Source organism: Streptococcus oralis, from assembly GCF_023109005.1.
GTDB classification, from domain to species: Bacteria; Bacillota; Bacilli; order Lactobacillales; family Streptococcaceae; genus Streptococcus; species Streptococcus oralis_BU.
The window spans coordinates 54,698-75,807 of sequence record NZ_JALDTU010000005.1 but is presented as its reverse complement, the minus strand read 5'-3'; the positions used below and the strand labels follow the sequence as shown (position 1 = coordinate 75,807).

Below are 21,110 nucleotides of genomic sequence, written 5' to 3'. Positions count from 1 at the left end.
GATTGTTTTTTCTAAAATTTGTAGAAAAGTTTAAAAATCTGAATGTACATTTAGTGAATGGTTTTACTAAAAAAGGCGGTGGGACAGAAATCGATAGACAAAGTCTCGATTTCGTAGTCCCAGCCTCGCGAGGATGATTAGGAGCTTTTTGGAGTCTAAAAGACGAACAAAAAGTTCAATCAGCTACCGCGTCAAAGTTTGATTGCTAATAAAAAGTGAGGTCGGGATCTTTTGTCCCAACCTCTTTTACGGACTATCAAACTGATATTTCCTTATAGATTATTGACTAGATTTCCCCTTTTCCAAAAGCTTGACCATCTCATTTTTACGCTCTTCTAAATCGACAATTTGATGGAGTAAAAGTCCTGAAAAATCACATTCAAGCTCTTCAGTTTCACCACTATCATACCAATCTAGAGCTACTATATGATTGTCCTTATCAAAGCAAAAAATCACATCTCCATCCCCGATGATAGACAGAAATGGAACATAATCCACAAAGCCCAGAGCGTGTAATTCCTTGGTTTTAAGACGAATGTCTAAGAAGTCTGGGATGCCATTTGCAATTCCCAAGACCTTAATACCTCGACAGAAGGTCCAAAATGGTGCTACATCGTAAGCCTTGGCTCTTGGCCATAGCTCTTCTCTGACTTCCATAAAGAGACCTCCCAGAGATGACATGGTGAATTCCCTGAAATCTTCTGGCAGACGAATGCCGTATTGAATTTCAAAATTCTGGACATCTTCTTCCGATGGTTCATTGCCCATGCAGGCGACAACCTGATAAGTTTCCTTATCATAGTGACGAAAATACTCATAAACTTCCTTGAGTGCCATTATTTTAATCCTTTTTACTCAGAAATAATAACTACAAATCCATCTGGTAAGATAACCTCTTGTTCATCTTCAAGATGGCAATGACTCGCTAAATCAACAGAGTCTCTTTCTAAAACAAAATTCTCTTTAGACTGATTAAAGATTGCCTGAACTTCTTTTCCTTGGTAGTTCCAGCTCAAGGCAAGAACATCTGGTTTCACTTCTTGCAAGCAATATGAACCATGCTGAATCATACTTGCCACTTCCTTACGGACCTTGATTAATTTCTTCATGAAATTCAGCATATCATTGTCCTCAGACATACGGTCCCAAGGCATGACACGACGGCAGTCGGGATCTGGTCCTCCTATTAATGCAAGCTCTGTTCCGTAATAGATACAAGGAGTCCCTTTTTGAAGGTAGAGGAAGGTTAAAGCAGCCTTGACATGTTGCACATTGCCTTTGGCAGTTGTGAGGATACGCTCTGTATCGTGAGAATCTAGAAGGTTAAACATCACTTCTGAGATTTGTTGCTTGTAGTACATTGACTGGCTATTGATTTCTGAAATAAACTGCTCTGTCTTTTTATGCTGACGCAAGAAATAATCCTTGATACTTTCAGAGAGCGGGTAGTTCATGACAGCATGGAACTCATCCCCTTTTAGCCAAGGTTGAGACGTATGCCAGATTTCACCTAAAATATACAAATCAGGCTTTTTAGCGAGAACTGCCTTTCTAAAATCTTTCCAGAACTGATGGTCAATTTCATTGGCAACGTCCAAACGCCAAGCATCGATATCAAAATTCTCAATCCAGTAGGTCGCAACACTTAAAAGATAGTCTTTTACTTCAGGATTTGCTGTATTTAACTTAGGCATATAGCTAGCAAAGGCAAAGGTATGATAAGGTAGTTCTCTCGCGTTTTTCAGTTTATCCTCTGTAATTGGGAATTCTTGAATATGGAACCAATCATTATAAGGTGACTTTTCTCCATTTTTTAGAACATCCTGCCATTGGGCAGACTGGTCGCCAATATGATTAAATACCGCATCTAGCATGATCTTGATACCACGTTTGTGAGCTCCCTCGACTAGAGTAGCAAAGACTTCCTTGTCTCCAAAGTGACGGTCGATTTCAAAATAATCCGTCGTATCGTACTTATGATTGGTTGTAGCTTCAAAAATCGGACATAGATAAAGTCCAGTGATTCCCAAATCTTTTAGATAGTCTAGATGATCGATAATCCCTTGTAAATCTCCACCAAAAAAGTCATCCCTATTAGGTGTAATAGCAGCATCCCACTCTCGAGCTGCATTTGGAGTTAGATTAGGATTTCCATTAGCAAATCGTTCTGGGAAAATCTGATACCAAACGGTATTTGAAACCCAGTCAGGAACTTGGCAACCGTCAATTTCGTGAATATAAGGAAGCTTAAAGCCATTGCCTTCAGCATCCAAGTTTTCTAGAGTATGTTCTACACAACCCTTATCACCGTAGAAAACACCCTGACTCTCCTCATCAAGGAGCTCAAAGAGATACTGAATCCGTGCAAAATCAACCGATACTGTAACCTGCCAATAATCAAATAAAGCATCCGAGGTTGCTTTAGTCATTTCTTTCTTGGCTTCATACTTATCCTCGATGAAGATAAAGGGATCTCCATAATGTAAAATGACCTGCTGGACATCATTTTTCTTGGTTCTGATTCGGATATGTAGCTGACCTTCTTTGTACAGATAAGCATACTCTGATTCTGGTCTATGATAAATGGCTGTCAATTCCATGTCTTGTCTCCTAAATAATCTATCATCAACAAAAACGCAAACGTTTTCATAATCGCTATTTCTAGTATACTATTTTAAGATTCGATTTGCAATACTTGGTCAAATTTGACAAGAAAACACCTCAAAATAAATACTGCAGACTAACCAAGAAATTTCAGCACCTATCTATAAAAAGCTCCTATACTCAGCCTCACAGCCTAGTCAATCCGACAAAGGGCAAGTTCTTTTAATCCTCTGTCGTAAAGGAAGGTTAAACAAAAGTTGTCTGTCATATTTTGAAGCTTGTGTTTACTCATTCCTCTAGGCAAGGCTATATCGCACCATTCTCTCGTTGCCAGAGAAAATAGCTTTTGCTTACCCTTCCAGTCATCATTCTTAAATAAGGGGCTCAGGATAAGATAAGGCGAATCCGTAAAAATTCCATTGACACCAGCTTTTTTACCTAAAGCCTTTAAATGTTCAGATTCTAATAACTTTTCGATAATACGACCATCACTAGAGATTTTAACAAGAGCATAATAGTCCATGCCCCATTTATTGACAGAGGTTTGACTTTCTCCAGAGCTAAAGGCATAGAGCTCTTGCTTCCAAGATTTCATACTATCGATTTTAGGACAAAAACTTGAGTTCGTATCGTGGTGATTTAACTCTTTTTTATCAATATGCGAATAAGTGGTCCACTTCGCCTGCTTTTTCTCTCTATCAAATTCTAAAAGGGCAAAGTTTCTTGCCTGATTTGTATAAACTTGATTTTCAAAACACACGGGTATCTGGTCGCTATCTGATACGATTTGAAAATATCTCTCTTGTGCCTTTTTAGGAAGTATACTTTGTGGATCCTTTATGGCAATGATTTCTGGATTAGAAAAATCACCAGTATAATAGACTATTTCCTTGCCAGCCTTGATGATGCCAATATTTTGTCCATCTGTAAAGAGTAGAGGCTCTTCCTTCCAAACATGGTCACAATACCAAGCATCTATCTCCTTCACACCCAAAGGTGATACTTCAAGCAGACAGTAGAGATTGAAAGCTTCCTTCTCACTGGTCAAGACAAAGGCTCTACCATCATGTAACATGACAGAATTGAAAACACTATTGTAGTCCTTGTCTAGTTCCCATTTATTCAATAGACTTAACTTTAACTTCCCCATTTTCTCTCTCCTAATCCATCACCACTCGTTGATGGCAAATAGAATGGCTGATCTAATATTTCTTAGCAATTGATCTGAAAGTTCATCGTATACTTGACCCAGTCCCTTATCTTGTGCCAGCCATCCAGGTTCATCATTCCAGGAGCCCATTCCTCCAAAAACATCCGCTGAGCTTGCAGCTCTAAATATGCTTAGATGTTGCAGTGGAATTTGAGGTTCTGCCAGCCCTTTACCAGATTCTGGGTCTAGCAAAAAGTTTCTAGCAGATTGAAAGACTTTGGCAAAGTTGTCACATTCAATTTTAACTGCTAGATTTTCTATACGAGTCAATATGTCCTTAAATTCTTTGATATTATTTTCATAGTGGGGAATGTCTTGAGAAGACCTTTCCCATTCATACTCGGTGTAGGTAACATCCCAGCCTCTGCCTGGGGAAGCAGATTTCCAATTTGGTAGGAAATAACTTGCCTTCCCATCTTTATAAAAACAGAGAATTGAACTCTGTGTTGTATTGGAGAAGCCTAAAATACCTCTGTCTTCAACTGAAATAGGACAAAATAATTGTAAGTCCTTCAAACCTTTTTCCTTAAGATTTTCAAACCAATCAGATACAGAAAGTTCTGTAGCTTCCCCATTTTTTGACGGCAAAATTTGAAAGCTCAATTTATTTGTATATTTTTCAGGCTTATAGCATATTTCTTTACCACTTTTTAAAGCCTTCCTAGCTGCCGCCACGATACAGGCTATTTGGTACATTTGTCCATTCATATGATCTCATCCATTATCCCTTCAATCAGATTTGTAAGGCTTTCTGCCACATAGATAATTTCATCAGGATCATGGATGTAGCAAATAACCTGACCTTCCTGAGCCTCCTGGTCTGGATCAAAATCCAGCATAAGATAACAAGAGTCACAATACTGAGCAAAAGGAAGCCATTTTTTATTAAAAAGATAGGGCTTTATTCTACTATCACGCATGTTTTCTAGGTCTTGACTAGAAAAATAGTCGGGAAATTCGGTTAACAGAGCATCTCTATTTTGAAAGTATTTTTTACAAGTCTCAATTTCCTGTAGACTCATGAGAGAAAAAGTCAAATCTCTCTGGTCAATTACACAAGGTAAAATAGAGAGGTATTTACTCCCATTTTTATAGCTATAAAGCTCTTTGAAGTCACTAAGTAGACGAATGCCAAATATTTCCTCAAAGGCTTGAAGCTCTTCCTCAGAAGCACCAGAAATGCCCTGATAATCTTCCAGATATCCTTCCTCTACAGGATCATCCAAATCCCAGTCTTCAAAACACTCACAAATATAAGTTTCTATTTTTTTAACTTGGTCAATTAGTTGCATCATTTCACCATGATTTCTTTATTTTATCTGTCTTCCAATGCTTTTTACCGCTTATAACTTGTTTTTTCTAGGAGAAGGGGTTCAGGATTTTGCTTAATCCAAGCAATAGCTAGCTGACACAGGCGATCTAGGCGAGACTCGTCATCAAAATCTTTCCCATGAACTTGAGCAATAAGCTCTTTAGTCTCTTCTAATTCTTGATCTGAAAGGGGGATTCCTAGAGACAAGTATTGAGGGAGAGCTTGAAGCATTTTTCTATAGTCCCTGTCCCAGTTGACCCCACCGTTGCGATCCAGTTCATCTCGAACTCGACCTGGTATACGAATAACTTCTCCCTGAACAGTTCTGGCTGCTCCACTTGAAGGAATCAAGAAAGACCATAGTTCCTCATATTGCTCCTCCCAACTACCTTCTTTTACGAGAATCGGAGAAACTCCATCGTGGGTTAATCTTTTTTCTACAGGCTTGACATCGAAGAGCTCATAGAGCTTCGCTAAGCCTTTATCTGCAGCCTCTATGTAGTCAGGATGGATACCTTCTCTGTGAAATTCAAAATCCTTACCAATTTGTTCAACTTTTTCCTTCATTTTAGAGGTTTTCTTAGCACCTGCTTCTAGTAACATAGAGGCAATTTCAGCAGTTTGGGCAATATAGATTCCCCGACAAACCATCAAGACTGAAGCTAGTGGAGTTCTTCCCATATCATTCTCTACATTGACATTTGCTCCCTTGTTAATCAAAAATTTGACTGTTTTAGGATGAAAAAACTCAGCTGCCATATGTAGAGGGGTCTCGCCATATCTATTGGGCTTTTCAATGTCTGCCCCCAATTCACACAAGAGTTTTACTGTATCTCTACCCAAGATTGCTTGACGGTATAAAGGAGTCCCTCCATAATAATCAGGAATATTGATATCCAAGCCCTTTTCGACAAGCCAGATAACCAATTCATCCGGGACTCCTCCCATATGCAGAGGTGTACATAAGCTAAATCTTCCATCATGGGCGGTTAATTCACAACGATCATAGACTGCTTTAAGGGCTTCAATATTTCCTTCATCCATTAAATCCTTAAACTCTTTTGGTAATGTAACTCTTTTCTTTGCCATCTTTAGTTCCTTTCTTCTGATTCAGCATCTAGGGCAAGCCAATGAAGATTGTCAATATTTTTTAAAGTCCTGACTTTTCCATCATAATCATTTTTCAACTCAAGACCGTTTTGCTCAATAGATATATGATTGTACCAGTGGTCTAGGCTGGCGTATTCCCCCATATGAATATTGATGAGGATACTCGTTATGGGATTCCAAGTCCCTTTCTTAACTGTTTCTGCTAAGAGGTAGTAAGCATCTAAAAATATGAGATTTCTCCCATAGATCCAAAAGGGCAGATCAAGTTCTAACAAAGGCAACTTGGCAGAAAAAATCTCATCACCGTGTGGTGGTACGGTTTCATAATGAAATTCTATCTCACTGCCATAATAGGTAATCAAGGCTCCCTGACATCCGATATCTTGAGGAATCCCTTCCTCAGCTACAATAAATTCCATGACCTGATCCTTCTATTTTGACTTCATAAGCTTCTACTATAGATATACTTTTAGTTATGTTAGACTCGGAGTTTATTCTCTCTTTAATCTGCTTTCTTATCTCAATTATACTCCAAAACTATCAAATAGAGATAAACTACCAGTATTTTCAGGGATTATTTTTGATCAACAACTTCTCCTTATTAAAGCAAAAAGCCATTCCTCAAGGGAACAGCTTCATCACTTATAATTAAAGATTCCCCCTGCCAACTTATCGGCTAATTTGGGGAAGAGTGTATAAAACTTATGGGCTAGGTTCAACAAAACTGGGAGATTGAGTTCCCGTTTGTTTTTTCCTATACACTTAACAATCTTTTTAGCGACTGCATCTGGTTCTAAAAGAAAGCGGTCAACCGAATTGAGGTAGGTCCCATCTGGGTCTGCCTGGTCAAAAAAGGCAGTACGAATCGGTCCTGGATTAACCGTCGTTACATAGACACCGTAAGGCATGAGTTCGAGGCGCAGAGCATTTGAAAATCCAATAGCTGCAAACTTGGTTGCTGAGTAAAGACTAGACTTGCTAGTCGCTATCAAACCTGCCATACTGACGATATTGATGATATGGCCTTTTCGACTTTCTTTCATACGAGAAGCAATCAAACGTGATAGGTTCATCAGGGCAAAGGTATTGACCTTAAACATCTGGTGAATGTCTTGATCAGAAATCTGGTCAAATTCCTCAAAAATTCCATAGCCAGCGTTGTTAATCAAGACATCAATCTTGCCATAACGGAGATAGAGGTCAGCTACCAGAGCTTCTAGGGCTGAGTCATCAGTAATATCGATTTCAATCAATTCCACATTAGAATGATTTCCATATAGTTGGGCTAGTTTTTCCTTGTTTCTACCTAGTAAGATGCGTTGGTCATTTGGCAAGAGTTTGACCATTTCTTGGGCTAAGCCACCGCTAGCTCCGGTAATCAGAATCGTACGCATACTTATCCTTTCTCAATCTTCTAAATTTCCACTTCTTCCAAGTCTTTGACCACATGGACATTTTCAAAAACAGTGGCCGCATCTTTCTTGAGCCGGCTGATATCTTTTGAAAGGAAGCGGGCGCTGATATGGTTGAGCAAGAGGCGTTTGGCACCTGCTTCTACTGCGACCTCCGCTGCCTGCATATTGGTTGAGTGACCATGATTGCGGGCAATCTTCTCATCACCCTTGCCATAAGTCGACTCATGGACAAGGACATCGGCATTGACAGCTAGACGCACACTGGCATTGGTTTTTCGGGTGTCACCAAGAATAGTGATAATCTTACCTGGACGGGGAGCTGAGATATAGTCAACTGCCCTGATTTCAGTTCCATCTTCGAGAACAACATCCTGACCGTTTTTGATTTTTCCAAAAAGCGGGCCAAATGGGACACCAGCTGCCTTAAGTTTTTCAGCATCCAAAGTTCCTTCTAAGTCCTTTTGCATGACACGATAGCCAACACAGAAAATAGTGTGGTCCAGCTCCTCTGCATACACCGTGAATTTATCGGTCTCAAGGATTTTCCCTAGAGAATCTTGGTCAAACTCATGAAAATGAATGCGGTAAGGCAGACGAGAACCTGACACACGTAAACTAGTTAAGACAAAGGACTTGATCCCTTGCGGTCCATAGATGTCCAAATCTGTCTGCTCTTCATTGGCCTGAAAGGCACGACTAGAAAGGAATCCTGGCAAGCCAAAGATATGGTCTCCATGCAAGTGAGTGATAAAGATTTTGCTGACCTTACGTGGTCGAATCGTGGTTTCCAGAATGCGATTTTGCGTTCCTTCGCCACAGTCAAAGAGCCAAACTTCGTTAATCTCATCCAAGAGTTTCAGGGCGAGACTTGAGACGTTGCGGGCTTTAGAGGGCTGACCAGCCCCCGTTCCTAAAAATTGAATATCCATTTGATACTTTCTAATTAATCAATATATAACATGGCTGTGCGGTTTTCCGATCGGAAATAGCGCTTGCCAGAAAAAGCAACAGCTTCTTGTAATAAATCCTCTTGGCTGTAGCCTTTGAGGCGCTTGCGACCATCTGCCAAGGTTTCTAGGTCTGTCAGAGGAGTCAAACTCTCTACAGAGACAACTTCTTCCTCTCCAATCGCCTTCATGTAAATCTTTCCAGACTCTTCAAAGACGAGCTGATGGGGGAAAATCTGAGCAATTTCAAAGAGCAAGTCATTCGAGATTTCCTCTTCATTTTCAGAGAAAATCCTTCCCTGTCCTTCACTCTCATAGCAAAAGCCAAAGGATTTACCAGATAGATTGAGGCGGATAAAAGGCTTATTTTCTAGAGTAAAACTTGGCTCAGCATTGTAGAGGTTCAGTTCATGACTGAGTTCTGCAAAATAATCCGTCGCAGCTTGAGGACTCTTTTTCTGGTAGAGTTCAGCAAAGTAGGCATTGACGACACTAGGTGGAGGGGTGATGAGAGTCAACTGCTCTTGCTCTGTTTTGCCAGCTAGAAGTTGATCTAGATAGACCTTATCCAGACTTGTATAACCTCCATATTTTAGAGCCAACTGTTTGATATCAGTCATAAAATTCCTCTAACCTCCATTTATTTTTCTCGGAAATGTAGCCTGTGATCACTTCACCGTCCTCCTGATAATCGCGATCTTCCAGAATCGCTACACTTTCTAAATCATGAATCTTGTAAGACTTCGAAAAGGGCACCCGTAGGGTAAAGACTTCAAAAATTTCCTTAATCTTATCTAGCAACAATGCTTGCAAATTCTCACGACTATCCTCGGACTTGGCAGAAATGAGGGCATACGGCGTTTGGGTAGGCGTGAAATCCTCCACCAAATCCGCTTTATTATACAGGGTCAGACGAGGAATATCCTCCATATCCAAGTCTTTCATGATAGATAGAACCGTTTTTTCATGCTCCTCGTGATAAGGATTGCTGGCATCGATGACATGAACTAGAAGGTCTACATGCTTGCTTTCTTCCAAGGTTGACTTGAAACTTGACACCAGCTCTGTCGGCAAATCTTGGATAAAGCCAACGGTATCAGTCAAGGTTACCTGTAGATTCCCACCAAGATGGATACTCTTTGTCGTCGCATCCAGGGTCGCAAACAGCTCGTCTGCTTCATACTGGGTCTTACTGGTCAAGGTGTTCATGATGGTTGATTTCCCAGCATTGGTATAACCAATCAAACCAATCTTAAAGATGCTAGACTCCAGACGTTTTTCTCTGACTGTCGCCCGATTTTTCTCAACCACCTTAAGCTGGCGCTCGATATCTGTGATTTGGTTGCGAACACTACGACGGTTCAGTTCCAGCTGGCTTTCACCTGGACCCCGGGAACCAATTCCACCTGCCTGACGGCTGAGCATAATCCCCTGACCAACCAAGCGAGGCAAGAGATACTTGAGCTGGGCCAAATGCACTTGGAGTTTACCTTCATGGCTTCGAGCCCGCATAGCAAAGATATCCAGAATCAACTGCATACGGTCAATGACTTTAACACCGAGAACTTCCTCTAGATTGACATTTTGCCGTGGAGTCAAGCGATTATTGACGATGACAGTCGTAATCTCTTCTGCTTCCACCATTCGCGCAACCTCTTCCAACTTACCAGATCCAACAAAAGTCTTGGAATCATATTTTTCACGTTTTTGTCTGTAACTATCTACTACGACTGCTCCAGCAGTCTTAGCCAGACTGGCCAACTCTTCCATGGAGAGGTCAAAATTATCCATGCCCTGTAATTCCACACCGATGAGCAGGACGCGTTCTTCTTTTTTCTCCGTTTCAATCATCTAAAAACTCCTCAATCTGGCTTAGAATGCGGTCCTTCACGCCAGACTCTCCGATCTGATAAAAGGTCACCTGCATGCGATTACGGAACCAGGTCAACTGACGCTTAGCAAAACGGCGCGTTGCCTGTTTAAGACTCTCGCTGGCTTCCTCGAGTGTCTGCTCCCCACGAAAATAAGGAAAAAGTTCCTTGTAGCCAATGCCTTTAGCAGCCTGCACATCTGGATAATGGTCAAAGAGCCACTTGGCTTCATCCAATAGTCCAGCTTCAAACATCAGATCCACTCTGTGATTGATACGCTCATAAAGCTGACTACGCTCATCATCCAAGCAAATAATCAGCGGCTCATATAAAGTCTCTTGATTTTCCAAGTCTTGACCAAAATGAGCAATCTCTAAGGCACGCATAGCACGACGACGATTAAACTGGAGAATTTCAAGGCCTATTTGCTCTACAAGATGGGCTAACTTCTCATCTGAAAAAGGATCTAGACTAGCTCGATAGGCTAATATCTCCTCATGAGGTGTTTCCCCACCTAGATGATAGCCTTCCAGTAGACTCTGAATATAAAGTCCTGTTCCTCCAGCGATAATAGCAAGCTTACCACGATTTTGAATATCCTCGATGGCTGCCTTTGCTTCTGAAACAAAATCAAAAGCCGAGTAAGACTCGGTTACATTTCTCACATCAATCAAATGATGAGGGACAGTTGCCTGCTCCTCTGAACTTGCCTTGGCTGTCCCAATATCTAGCCTTCTGTATACTTGCTGACTGTCACCGCTGATCACCTCTCCACCAAAGCGCTTGGCCACTTCAATAGCAAGGGCTGTTTTCCCAACAGCAGTCGGTCCAACAATCACAATTATTTTTGTTTTCATCTTTTTTCCTTGAAAAATTCCCATTTTTTCGTTACTATTATTATATCACAAAAAGGTCGGTCAGAAAAATGCTACCTCTTGAGGAGCCTGACTGTTCGGGAAGATAAAGGAGGAAGACTCATGGCTAAAGGATTCGCTAAAGGCCTTGTAACAGGTGTCGCAGGAACTGTCGCTGCCGTTGCAGGTGCAGTATACGCAATTAAAAAGAAAGTGATTGAGCCAGAAGAGCAAAAAGCAGCTTTCATCGAAGAAAACCGTAAAAAAGCAGCTCGCCGTCGCGTATCACATTAATATACAAAAGAAGTTGAGATTTCTCAACTTCTTTTGTATATTAATGTGACTTCCAGTCAGCGCAGCTTGATTCTTATCCTACTTTTGCAGCCAATTCTTCTGCGAATTGTTCCAAGCGTTCAATGTCTTCTTCCTCGGCAGAGAGATCCACTTTAACACACTCTGAACCTTTTTCTGCTCCTGTCGCTACAAATACGCGATCAAAGTCATCAACAGCCTTACAGAATTCGTCGTAGAAGGTATCTCCTGAACCTACCACTCCATAGATTTTGCCATTCAAGTTGAGGTCTGCTAGGTCTTCGTAGAAGTCCATCATCTCATCTGGCAATTCTCCATCTCCATAAGTATAAGTCGCAACGATTGCGATGTCCGCCTCCAAGAAGTCTGAAGCGTCAACAGTCGTACATTCATCCACATCGACATCCAAGCCCAAGTCACGCAATTTATCTGCTACAATATCTGCAATTTCTTCGGTATTACCGGTCATACTGGCAAATACAATTTTTGCTAATGCCATAACGTCCTCCTCAATTTATCTTTCTCCATTATATCATATCTTTTTCATTTTAAAAATAAAAATTCTTGTGCTACAATGAAATGAGAAAGAATTGAGGTTATTTATGGAAATTTGCCAGCAAATTTTAGAGAAAATCAAACAATACGACACGATTATCATTCATCGTCATATGAAACCAGATCCAGATGCCTTAGGGAGCCAAGTGGGCTTGAAAGCTCTTCTCACTCACCATTTTCCAGAAAAGACCATCAAAGCAGTCGGTTATAACGAACCAACTCTAACCTGGATGGCGGAAATGGATACTGTCCAAGACAGTGATTACAAAGGAGCTCTTGCTATTATTTGTGATACAGCGAATCGCCCTCGTATCGATGATAAACGCTATGAACAAGCTGCTTTCACCATCAAAATCGATCACCATCCAAATGATGATATCTATGGTGACCTATCATGGGTGGATACAAGTTCAAGCAGTGCCAGTGAGATGATTGCATTATTTGCTCAAGAAAATCAGCTAGCTTTGTCTAGTGAAGCGGCACGACTTCTCTATGCAGGAATTGTCGGGGACACAGGGCGTTTTCTCTACCCGTCAACTAGTGCTCGTACCTTTAGAATAGCTGCCCAGCTCCGAGAAGTCGATTTTGACTTTGCTGGATTGTCTCGTCAAATGGATACCATGAGCTTCAAGATTGCAAAACTGCAAGGCTTTGTCTATGATCATTTAGAAGTTGATGAAAACGGGGCTGCACGCGTTCTTCTTACTCAAGAAATCCTGAAAGAATATAAGGTTACGGATGCTGAAACAGCTGCAATTGTCGGAGCACCTGGCCGAATTGATACTGTTAAGGCTTGGGCTATCTTTGTTGAGCAAGCTGATGGCCACTTCCGCGTGCGTATGCGCAGTAAAATCACCCCTATCAATGAAATTGCCAAAGAACATGATGGTGGAGGCCATCCTCTAGCAAGTGGTGCCAATTCCTATAGTCTAGAAGAAAACGAAATCATCTATCAAAAGTTAAAAAACTTGCTTAAAAACTAATAAAATACTTGCCAAACTTTTCAGAATCTGATAGACTAGTATGGTAACAATCTATGGCTCGCAAAGAGACCATGGCAGAAAGGAAATATTGCAAAATGAAAAAAGATATCCATCCAGAATATCGCCCAGTTGTCTTCATGGACACAACTACTGGTTACAAATTCCTTAGCGGTTCAACAAAACGCTCTAACGAAACTGTTGAGTTCGAAGGCGAAACTTACCCATTGATCCGTGTGGAAATTTCATCAGACTCACACCCATTCTACACTGGACGTCAAAAGTTCACTCAGGCAGATGGACGTGTGGATCGTTTCAACAAAAAATACGGTCTCAAATAACAAAAAAGAACAGTTACTACTGTTCTTTTTTTTACTTCTTTTTATGTTTTTATGAACCAACCACTGCTATTATCTCAATATCAAGCTTCAAGCTAGTACCGAAAACTAATTTGAACAAGTTTAAAAAATATCAAAAAGAAGTTTGATATTGAGAATGGTTAAGATAATGGAAACTGCGTAACCTAGGATTGTGTTCCACTTGGCATTGGTGAATTCTCCCATCAGTGACTTTTTAGAGGTTAGATAAATCAAGGGGAAAATTGAAAACGGAAGAGCGATTGAAAGAAAGACCTGTGAATAGACCAATAACTGATCCAAGGTTTTTTCTTGATACCCAAATAAAACGGCGACTATAATCACAGGTAGCAAGGCAAAAATACGGGTACCGATACGGATAAGCCACTGAGGCAATCTTAGATGTAAGAAACCTTCCATGACAATCTGTCCTGTCAAAGTGCCTGTAATGGTCGAATTTTGACCACTTGCTAAGAGGGCTAGAGCAAATAAAGTTGACAAGGTTGAGCTGGCTATCGCTCCTGCTATTGTCGAATCCTGTAAAGCATTGTACATTTGGGAGAAAGCTGAAATTTCAGATGCATGACCAAAAAAGAGGGAGGCACCTAAAATGAGAAGTAAGGAATTGACAATAAAGGCTAGGGACAACTGAAGATTTGAATCCCAGGTCATAAAGCGAACTGCTTTTCGAACATCCTTCTTATCTTTGTGATTGATTTTCCTTGTTTGGGATAGAGAGGAATGGAGATAGAGATTATGGGGCATGACTGTCGCTCCTACAATCCCTAGAGCCAAGGTCAATTGACTTTCATGACCCGGTAACGGTGTTTCAAATAAAGTTGAAGTTGGCAAATAACCACCAATGATCCCCTGGATACTTGGATTGGATAAGGCCACAAGATAGGTAAAGATGGCTAATATGGTTAAAATAAGGGTCGTAACAATAGATTCAATTTTTTTGAAACCAAATTTCATCAACAACAACAAAAGAAACACATCTAAAACGGTTAAGAAGATAGCAATCATAATCGGTATTTTAAACAAAAGATTTAAGGCAATCGCTGAACCTAGAACCTCAGCCAAGTCTGTCGCCATTAAAGCTAATTCTAAAATCACCCACAAACTATAGCGAAGCCACTTGGGAGCATGATGAGCTGTTGCCTGTGCTAGGTCCATCCTAGTCACGATACCGAGCTTCCCAGCCATCTGTTGTAGCTGCATAGCAATGATGGATGAAATTAAAATAACAAATAAAAGGCTGTACTTGTAGGAGGCGCCACCAACCACACTGGTGATCCAATTTCCAGGATCCATGTAGCCAACTGCCACAAGTGCACCAGGTCCTAAGAATGCTTTTAGATTTTGCCAAAAATGATTGTTATTTGGAGTATCGATAGATTGATTAATCTCAGAGAGTGACACTTTTTTATGAGAAGACATAGATACTTACCTCTTTCTAAACCTACTTTTTCATTATTTTCTATTAGAGAAAAATAAGATTGACTTTAAACTATTAAAACAATGAAAACTATATGAAAAACATTTAGTTTTTTCATTATTTTTCTTAAGGCACCTTAATATTTTTCTTAAGGCGCCTTAATTATAACACAAAAAATGAAAACTATATGAAAAACATTTAGTTTTTTCATTATTTTTCTTAAGGCACCTTAATTATAAAAAATATGATAAAAACTTAAGAAAATTCAACAAAATTTTAGGGAAAGTCAGAATAAGTCTACTCATTAACGATAATGATAAATCTATTGATAAACTTTGACATTTAATAGTGAACTGTAACTATTATTTCTAACTCGATTTCTCTATAAAAGAGGAAAAACCAGCGTCTTTTGACGCTGGATAAAAGCTACTTAGATCATTTAACAAGAAACTAAATTGCTTCTGTAACGAAGCTACGGCTTTCAAGTACCTTAAGCATGGCATTAGCTGTATCTAGGGCTGTAAAGAGTGGTACACCATGTTCGATAGCTGAACGGCGGATTTGTTCACCATCTTCATCAGCAGTTCGCTTAGTACCAACTGTGTTGATGATAGCTTGGATTTTCCCTTTACGAACATAGCTTGGGATATCATGTTCATCATCACCAATCTTACCAACGAGTTGAGCCTTCAAGCCATGACCTTCAAAGAAAGCTGCTGTTCCTTGAGTCGCAAGGATACCATAACCAATATTTTGGAAACGACGAGCCAAATCCAAAGCTTCTTCCTTGGCATCATCTGCGATAGTAAAGACAACATTTCCAAAGGTTGGCAAGTGAAGATAAGAAGCTTCAAAGGCCTTGTAGAGAGCTTTTTCAAGAGTCGTATCAGAACCCATAACCTCCCCTGTTGACTTCATTTCAGGACCAAGCAAGCTATCTACCTTAGCTAGTTTGGTAAAGGAGAAGACTGGCGCCTTGATATGAACGCGAGTGCTTTCTGGATAAAGTCCATCTTGATAACCAAGTTCTTCAAGACTTTGCCCAAGAATGAGCTTGGTCGCTACCTGAGCCATAGGGATATTGGTTACCTTAGACAGGAATGGAACCGTACGGCTGGCACGTGGATTGACCTCAATAACGTAGACTTTCTCATCCTTGATGACAAACTGAATGTTCATCATACCAAGACAGTTAAGGCCGATTGCTAGGCGTTTTGTGTAGTCAGCGATTGTTTCTTGCACTTTTTGAGACAAGGTTTGTGGAGGGTAAACAGCCATGGAGTCACCTGAGTGGACACCGGCACGTTCGATATGTTCCATGATACCAGGGATAAGGACATTTTCTCCATCTGAAATAGCATCAACTTCACATTCTTGCCCAACGATGTAAGAGTCAACAAGAACTGGGTGGTCTGGACTAGCCTTAACAGCGGTACGCATGTAAGAACGAAGATCTTCCTCATTTTCTACGATTTCCATGGCACGTCCACCCAAGACATAAGATGGGCGAACGAGAACTGGGAAACCAATCTTGCGAGCTGCAAGAACTGCTGCTTCTTCATTTGTAGCCGTTTGTCCTGGTGGCTGTGGAATATCCAAATCTTTAAGAGCTTGCTCGAAGAGGTCGCGGTCTTCGGCACGGTCTAGGTCAGTAACCTGTGTACCAAGGATGGTCACACCTGCTTTTGCCAATGGCTCCGCAAGGTTGATGGCTGTTTGACCACCGAACTGAACGATAACGCCCTTTGGTTGCTCCAAGTCGATGACATTCATAACATCTTCGAATGTCAATGGCTCAAAGTAAAGCTTGTCTGATACAGAGAAGTCTGTTGAAACGGTCTCTGGGTTTGAGTTCATGATGATGGCTTCATAGCCAGCAGCCTGAATAGCCTTGACTGAATGAACAGTTGCGTAGTCAAACTCAACTCCTTGCCCGATACGGATTGGACCAGAACCTAGGACTAGTACAGATTCCTTGTCAGACTTGATAGACTCATTTTCCCATCCATAGGTTGAATAGAAATATGGGGTTTCAGAGTCGAACTCTGCCGCACAAGTATCGACCATCTTGTAGACAGGGACAATCTTGTTTTCCAAGCGGAGTTGACGAACTTGCTCAGCCGTTGTTTTCCAGAGTTCAGCAATCTTACGGTCTGAGAAGCCATTTAGTTTAGCTGTTTTCAAAACTTCTAGCTCTTGTGGATGAGAACCCAATTCTTGCTCGATTTCAAAGATATGCAAGAGTTTATCAAGATAGAAGATATCAATCTTGGTCAATTCAGCAATTTCTTCTGGTGTGTAACCACGGCGAATGGCTTCTGAAACGTAGAAGAGACGATCATCTTGGGCTTTGACAACCTTTTCAATCAAAGCATCATCTGAAACGGTTGCAAGTTCAGGCATTTCATTGTGGTGAACCCCAATTTCAAGGGAACGACAGGCTTTAAGAAGTGACTCTTCGATGTTACGACCGATAGCCATGACTTCACCAGTTGCCTTCATCTGGGTACCAAGACGACGTTCCCCTTTTTCAAATTTGTCAAATGGGAAACGTGGAATCTTAGCAACGACGTAGTCAAGGGCTGGTTCAAACATAGCATAGGTTGAACCTGTAACTGGGTTGATGACCTCATCCAAGGTCAAACCGACGGCAATCTTAGCTGCCAATTTGGCAATTGGGTAACCAGTTGCCTTAGAAGCAAGCGCTGACGAACGCGATACACGAGGGTTTACTTCGATAACATAGTACTTGAAGCTATGCGGATCAAGGGCTAGCTGAACGTTACAGCCCCCTTCAATCTTGAGGGCGCGGATAATGCTCAAGCTCGCGTCACGGAGCATTTGGTTTTCATAGTCTGACATGGTTTGCGCAGGAGCAAATACAATGGAATCCCCTGTATGAATCCCGACTGGGTCAAAGTTTTCCATGTTACAAACAACGAGGGCATTGTCAGCTGAATCGCGCATGACTTCGTACTCGATTTCCTTGAAACCAGCGATTGAACGTTCAATCAAACATTGGGTAACAGGTGACAATTTCAAGCCATTTTCAGCGATTTCACGCAATTCTTCTTCGTTGGCACACATACCACCACCAGTACCACCAAGGGTAAAGGCTGGACGAACGATAACTGGGTAGCCGATTGACGTTGCGAAGGCAACTGCTTCTTCTACTGTGTTGACAATTTCAGATTCTGGAATTGGTTGCTCAAGCTCTTCCATCAATTGTTTAAAGAGGTCACGGTCCTCTGCTTGGTCGATGGCAGACAATTTAGTTCCCAGAAGTTCGACACCAAGCTCATCTAGAATACCATTTTTAGATAATTCCATGGCCATATTGAGACCTGTTTGCCCACCAAGGGTTGGAAGCAAAGCATCTGGACGTTCCTTACGGAGAATACGCGTCACAAACTCGAGTGTAATCGGTTCGATGTAGACCTTGTCTGCAATCTCCTTGTCCGTCATGATGGTGGCAGGGTTTGAGTTCACCAAGACAACCTCATAACCTTCCTCTTTCAAAGACAAGCAGGCTTGGGTCCCCGCGTAGTCAAACTCAGCAGCCTGACCAATAATAATCGGACCAGAACCAATCACCATAATTTTTTGAATATCAGTACGTTTAGGCATTTATAAGATATTAAGGGCGTCAAGCAGACAAAGCTAAAATAGGAGTTATGACGAAGAACTATCAGTTCTAGGAATAACTATCTTTTTAGCACCGTCCGTAGCCCGTATTCAGTTCAGCAAATACGGACCACCCTTCTCCTTTCTATTCGGCAACTCTCAGGTTGCCATTAAATAAATTCTCCGACGATTTTTTAGAGAAACGATATTTTTCGATAAAAAATCTAGTGCAGGGAGTTTTTAGTTCGCCTGATAGCGACTAAAAGAAACGACCTGCCTTTCTATTCGTCGCCTCACAGAGCGACATTAAATAAGATACAAAGGACGAATAGAAAGCGATTGAATTTTAGGAAACCAAGGAAGGATTGACAATCCAAGTTGGTTTCTCTAAATTCCGAGCTTTCCGTCCGTGTTCAGTTACATAAATTCTCCAACGAGTTTTTACTCGTTTTTAGTTTGCTTGTTTAAAAGCTTCCATCATCTCGATAAACTCGTCAAATAGGTAGCTTGCATCGTGTGGACCAGGAGCTGCGTCTGGGTGGAATTGTACAGAAAAACCTGGTTGGTATCTGTGACGTACACCTTCAACTGACTTGTCATTGATTTCTTCGTGGGTAATGATCAAATGCTCTGGCAAGTCCTCACGGCTGACTGCATAACCATGGTTTTGGCTGGTAAAGTCTACACGTCCTGTTGCAATCTCACGTACCGCGTGGTTAAATCCACGGTGACCAAACTTCATCTTATAAGTCTTAGCCCCGTTTGCCATGGCAAAGAGTTGGTGTCCCATACAAATTCCGAAAATTGGAATTTTCCCTTGCACACCACGAATCATGTCCAGTGCTTCTGGAACGTCTTCTGGGTTACCTGGGCCATTTGACAACATAACTCCATCAGGATTGAGGTGGAGAATTTCTTCTGCCGTTGTTGAATACGGAACAACCGTCACGTTACAGTTACGCTTAGAAAGTTCACGTAAGATTGAGTGCTTGAGACCAAAGTCTACTAAGACCACACTCAAACCAACTCCAGGAGCTGGATAGGAAGTTTTAGTAGAAACCTGCTTAATATTGTCTGTCGGCAAGACTGTTGCTTGGAGCTGGTCCGTCACATGGTCCATACTGTCCCCAACATGAGTCAAGGTTGCACGCATGGTACCATGCTTACGGATAATCTTGGTAAGTGCACGCGTATCAATCCCTGAAATACCCGGAATTTTCTTAGCTTTCAAGAATTCGTCCAAGGTCATTTGGTTGCGCCAGTTGCTAGCTCGACGCGCCTCTTCGAAAACGACAACTCCCTTACAAGTTGGAATGATGGATTCATAATCATCACGATTTATTCCATAATTTCCCACCAAAGGATAAGTGAAAGTCAAGATTTGTCCATTATAAGACTGGTCTGTAATGGATTCTTGGTAGCCGGTCATCCCTGTGTTAAAGACGATCTCACCTGTTACATCAATGTCTGCTCCGAAGGCCTTTCCTTCAAAAACTGTGCCATCTTCTAATACTAGAAGTCTTTTTGTCATATTTTCACCTCTCGTGGACGCTCACTGGCGTCTTTTAACGTCTTGTGTTTTAGTTGGCGTTTCTACTCGCCAATACGGATTCTAAGATTGCCATTCGAACAAAGACACCGTTGGTCATTTGTTGGACAATGCGTGATTTTGGTGCTTCAACCAAGTGGTCAGCAATTTCCACATCCCGATTAACTGGAGCCGGATGCATAATGATTGCTTTTTCTTTCAAACGATTATAGCGTTCTTGGTTCAAACCGTGTTGAGCATGGTAGTCTTCTTTTGAAAAGACCGCTCCGCTTTCATGGCGTTCATGTTGAACTCGGAGTAACATCAAAACATCCACCTGATCAACAATCTCATCAATAGTTACAAACTGTCCATAGTCCGCAAACTCTTGACTTCTCCATTCCTCAGGTCCTGCAAAATACAGTTCAGCTCCCAAGCGTTTCAAAATCTGCATATTGGATTTGGCAACACGTGAATGATCCAAGTCGCCTGCAATAGCAACCTTGAGACCCTCAAAGTGACCAAATTCTTCATAAATAGTCATCAAATCAAGCAAGCTCTGACTAGGATGTTGACCTGAGCCATCACCACCATTGATAATAGAAGTTGTAATTGACGGACTCGCAATCAGTTCTTTATAATAATCTACCTCTGGGTGACGAATCACGCAGACATCTACACCAAGCGCAGACAAGGTTAAGATGGTATCATACAGTGTCTCACCCTTATTTACTGAGCTGGTCTTCACATCAAAGTCAAGTCGCTCCAGCCCTAGCTTAATCTCTGCCACTTCAAAGGACTTATGTGTCCGTGTAGAATCCTCAAAGAAAAGATTTGAAACAATCGGATGGTCTTCATAAGGAAGCTGGGATCCGTTTTTAAACTCAATCCCTCGTTTGATCAATTTCATCACTTGATCGACAGTGAGGTCTTCCATGGAAACCACATGGTTCAATGCTTGTTGATTTTCTGACATGGCTACTCCTTCAGCTTT

Annotated in this window: 20 protein-coding genes; 3 read left to right on the top strand and 17 right to left on the bottom strand. The window is 41.3% G+C overall.

The genetic code is table 11. From position 1 onward, the window contains the following. Positions 1 to 279: 279 nt before the first annotated feature. The 12 genes from M1F56_RS06230 to miaA form a co-directional block, all read right to left on the bottom strand. Positions 280 to 837 (bottom strand): SMI1/KNR4 family protein, encoded by a 558-nt coding sequence (locus tag M1F56_RS06230; protein ID WP_247917190.1) that lies wholly within the window; start codon positions 835 to 837, stop codon positions 280 to 282. A gap of 14 nt (positions 838 to 851) precedes the next feature. Further along, the gene (locus tag M1F56_RS06225; protein WP_247917189.1) at positions 852 to 2,600 is read right to left on the bottom strand and encodes a glycoside hydrolase family 13 protein; all 1,749 of its coding nucleotides are present in this window, start codon (positions 2,598 to 2,600) and stop codon (positions 852 to 854) included. A gap of 197 nt (positions 2,601 to 2,797) precedes the next feature. Beyond that, positions 2,798 to 3,754: a hypothetical protein gene (locus tag M1F56_RS06220; RefSeq protein WP_247917188.1), complete on the bottom strand. Its 957-nt coding sequence runs from the start codon at positions 3,752 to 3,754 to the stop codon at positions 2,798 to 2,800. 18 nt (positions 3,755 to 3,772) lie between these two features. Further along, complete coding sequence (locus tag M1F56_RS06215) at positions 3,773 to 4,522, bottom strand: hypothetical protein (RefSeq protein ID WP_057489422.1); 750 nt, start codon at positions 4,520 to 4,522, stop codon at positions 3,773 to 3,775. Beyond that, complete coding sequence (locus tag M1F56_RS06210; RefSeq protein WP_247917250.1) at positions 4,519 to 5,106, bottom strand: SMI1/KNR4 family protein; 588 nt, start codon at positions 5,104 to 5,106, stop codon at positions 4,519 to 4,521. The genes M1F56_RS06215 and M1F56_RS06210 overlap by 4 nt, the downstream gene beginning before the upstream one ends. A 44-nt stretch (positions 5,107 to 5,150) precedes the next feature. Then, positions 5,151 to 6,215 carry an ankyrin repeat domain-containing protein gene (locus tag M1F56_RS06205; RefSeq protein WP_247917187.1) on the bottom strand — a complete coding sequence of 355 codons (1,065 nt, stop codon included), beginning with the start codon at positions 6,213 to 6,215 and terminating at the stop codon, positions 5,151 to 5,153. A gap of 2 nt (positions 6,216 to 6,217) precedes the next feature. Further along, positions 6,218 to 6,655 carry a hypothetical protein gene (locus tag M1F56_RS06200; RefSeq protein ID WP_000394423.1) on the bottom strand — a complete coding sequence of 146 codons (438 nt, stop codon included), beginning with the start codon at positions 6,653 to 6,655 and terminating at the stop codon, positions 6,218 to 6,220. Positions 6,656 to 6,874: 219 nt separating this feature from the next. Continuing rightward, positions 6,875 to 7,630: an SDR family NAD(P)-dependent oxidoreductase gene (locus M1F56_RS06195; protein ID WP_247917186.1), complete on the bottom strand. Its 756-nt coding sequence runs from the start codon at positions 7,628 to 7,630 to the stop codon at positions 6,875 to 6,877. Between the two features lie 20 nt (positions 7,631 to 7,650). Further along, positions 7,651 to 8,580 carry a ribonuclease Z gene (gene rnz / locus M1F56_RS06190; protein ID WP_247917185.1) on the bottom strand — a complete coding sequence of 310 codons (930 nt, stop codon included), beginning with the start codon at positions 8,578 to 8,580 and terminating at the stop codon, positions 7,651 to 7,653. Positions 8,581 to 8,594: 14 nt separating this feature from the next. After that, on the bottom strand, positions 8,595 to 9,218 hold the full coding sequence (locus tag M1F56_RS06185) for a cystathionine beta-lyase (RefSeq protein WP_247917183.1): 624 nt from the start codon (positions 9,216 to 9,218) through the stop codon (positions 8,595 to 8,597). Continuing rightward, positions 9,211 to 10,449: a GTPase HflX gene (gene hflX, locus M1F56_RS06180; protein ID WP_247917181.1), complete on the bottom strand. Its 1,239-nt coding sequence runs from the start codon at positions 10,447 to 10,449 to the stop codon at positions 9,211 to 9,213. The genes M1F56_RS06185 and hflX overlap by 8 nt, the downstream gene beginning before the upstream one ends. Then, entirely contained in the window at positions 10,442 to 11,326 is an 885-nt protein-coding gene (gene miaA / locus M1F56_RS06175; protein ID WP_247917180.1) for a tRNA (adenosine(37)-N6)-dimethylallyltransferase MiaA, read from the bottom strand. The genes hflX and miaA overlap by 8 nt, the downstream gene beginning before the upstream one ends. 120 nt (positions 11,327 to 11,446) lie before the next feature. Between miaA and M1F56_RS06170 the strand changes: the two genes are divergently transcribed. Further along, on the top strand, positions 11,447 to 11,617 hold the full coding sequence (locus M1F56_RS06170; RefSeq protein WP_001051782.1) for a DUF3042 family protein: 171 nt from the start codon (positions 11,447 to 11,449) through the stop codon (positions 11,615 to 11,617). Between the two features lie 73 nt (positions 11,618 to 11,690). Here the strand turns inward: M1F56_RS06170 and M1F56_RS06165 are convergent, their stop codons facing one another. Continuing rightward, positions 11,691 to 12,134 carry a flavodoxin gene (locus M1F56_RS06165; protein ID WP_001162125.1) on the bottom strand — a complete coding sequence of 148 codons (444 nt, stop codon included), beginning with the start codon at positions 12,132 to 12,134 and terminating at the stop codon, positions 11,691 to 11,693. A gap of 103 nt (positions 12,135 to 12,237) precedes the next feature. Between M1F56_RS06165 and M1F56_RS06160 the strand changes: the two genes are divergently transcribed. Both M1F56_RS06160 and M1F56_RS06155 read left to right on the top strand, forming a co-directional pair. Beyond that, entirely contained in the window at positions 12,238 to 13,173 is a 936-nt protein-coding gene (locus tag M1F56_RS06160; protein ID WP_247917179.1) for a DHH family phosphoesterase, read from the top strand. A 95-nt stretch (positions 13,174 to 13,268) separates the two neighbouring features. Beyond that, positions 13,269 to 13,511, top strand: a complete 243-nt coding sequence (locus tag M1F56_RS06155; RefSeq protein WP_000710762.1) for a type B 50S ribosomal protein L31 — start codon at positions 13,269 to 13,271, stop codon at positions 13,509 to 13,511. A gap of 120 nt (positions 13,512 to 13,631) precedes the next feature. Here M1F56_RS06155 and M1F56_RS06150 read toward each other — a convergent pair whose 3' ends face one another. The 4 genes from M1F56_RS06150 to M1F56_RS06135 form a co-directional block, all read right to left on the bottom strand. Further along, on the bottom strand, positions 13,632 to 14,966 hold the full coding sequence (locus tag M1F56_RS06150) for an Nramp family divalent metal transporter (RefSeq protein ID WP_247917178.1): 1,335 nt from the start codon (positions 14,964 to 14,966) through the stop codon (positions 13,632 to 13,634). Between the two features lie 448 nt (positions 14,967 to 15,414). Next, positions 15,415 to 18,591 carry a carbamoyl-phosphate synthase large subunit gene (gene carB / locus M1F56_RS06145; RefSeq protein ID WP_247917177.1) on the bottom strand — a complete coding sequence of 1,059 codons (3,177 nt, stop codon included), beginning with the start codon at positions 18,589 to 18,591 and terminating at the stop codon, positions 15,415 to 15,417. Positions 18,592 to 19,039: 448 nt separating this feature from the next. Next, on the bottom strand, positions 19,040 to 20,119 hold the full coding sequence (locus M1F56_RS06140; protein WP_000166847.1) for a carbamoyl phosphate synthase small subunit: 1,080 nt from the start codon (positions 20,117 to 20,119) through the stop codon (positions 19,040 to 19,042). Positions 20,120 to 20,168: 49 nt separating this feature from the next. Beyond that, positions 20,169 to 21,092 carry an aspartate carbamoyltransferase catalytic subunit gene (locus M1F56_RS06135; protein ID WP_247917176.1) on the bottom strand — a complete coding sequence of 308 codons (924 nt, stop codon included), beginning with the start codon at positions 21,090 to 21,092 and terminating at the stop codon, positions 20,169 to 20,171. Positions 21,093 to 21,110 lie beyond the last annotated feature (18 nt).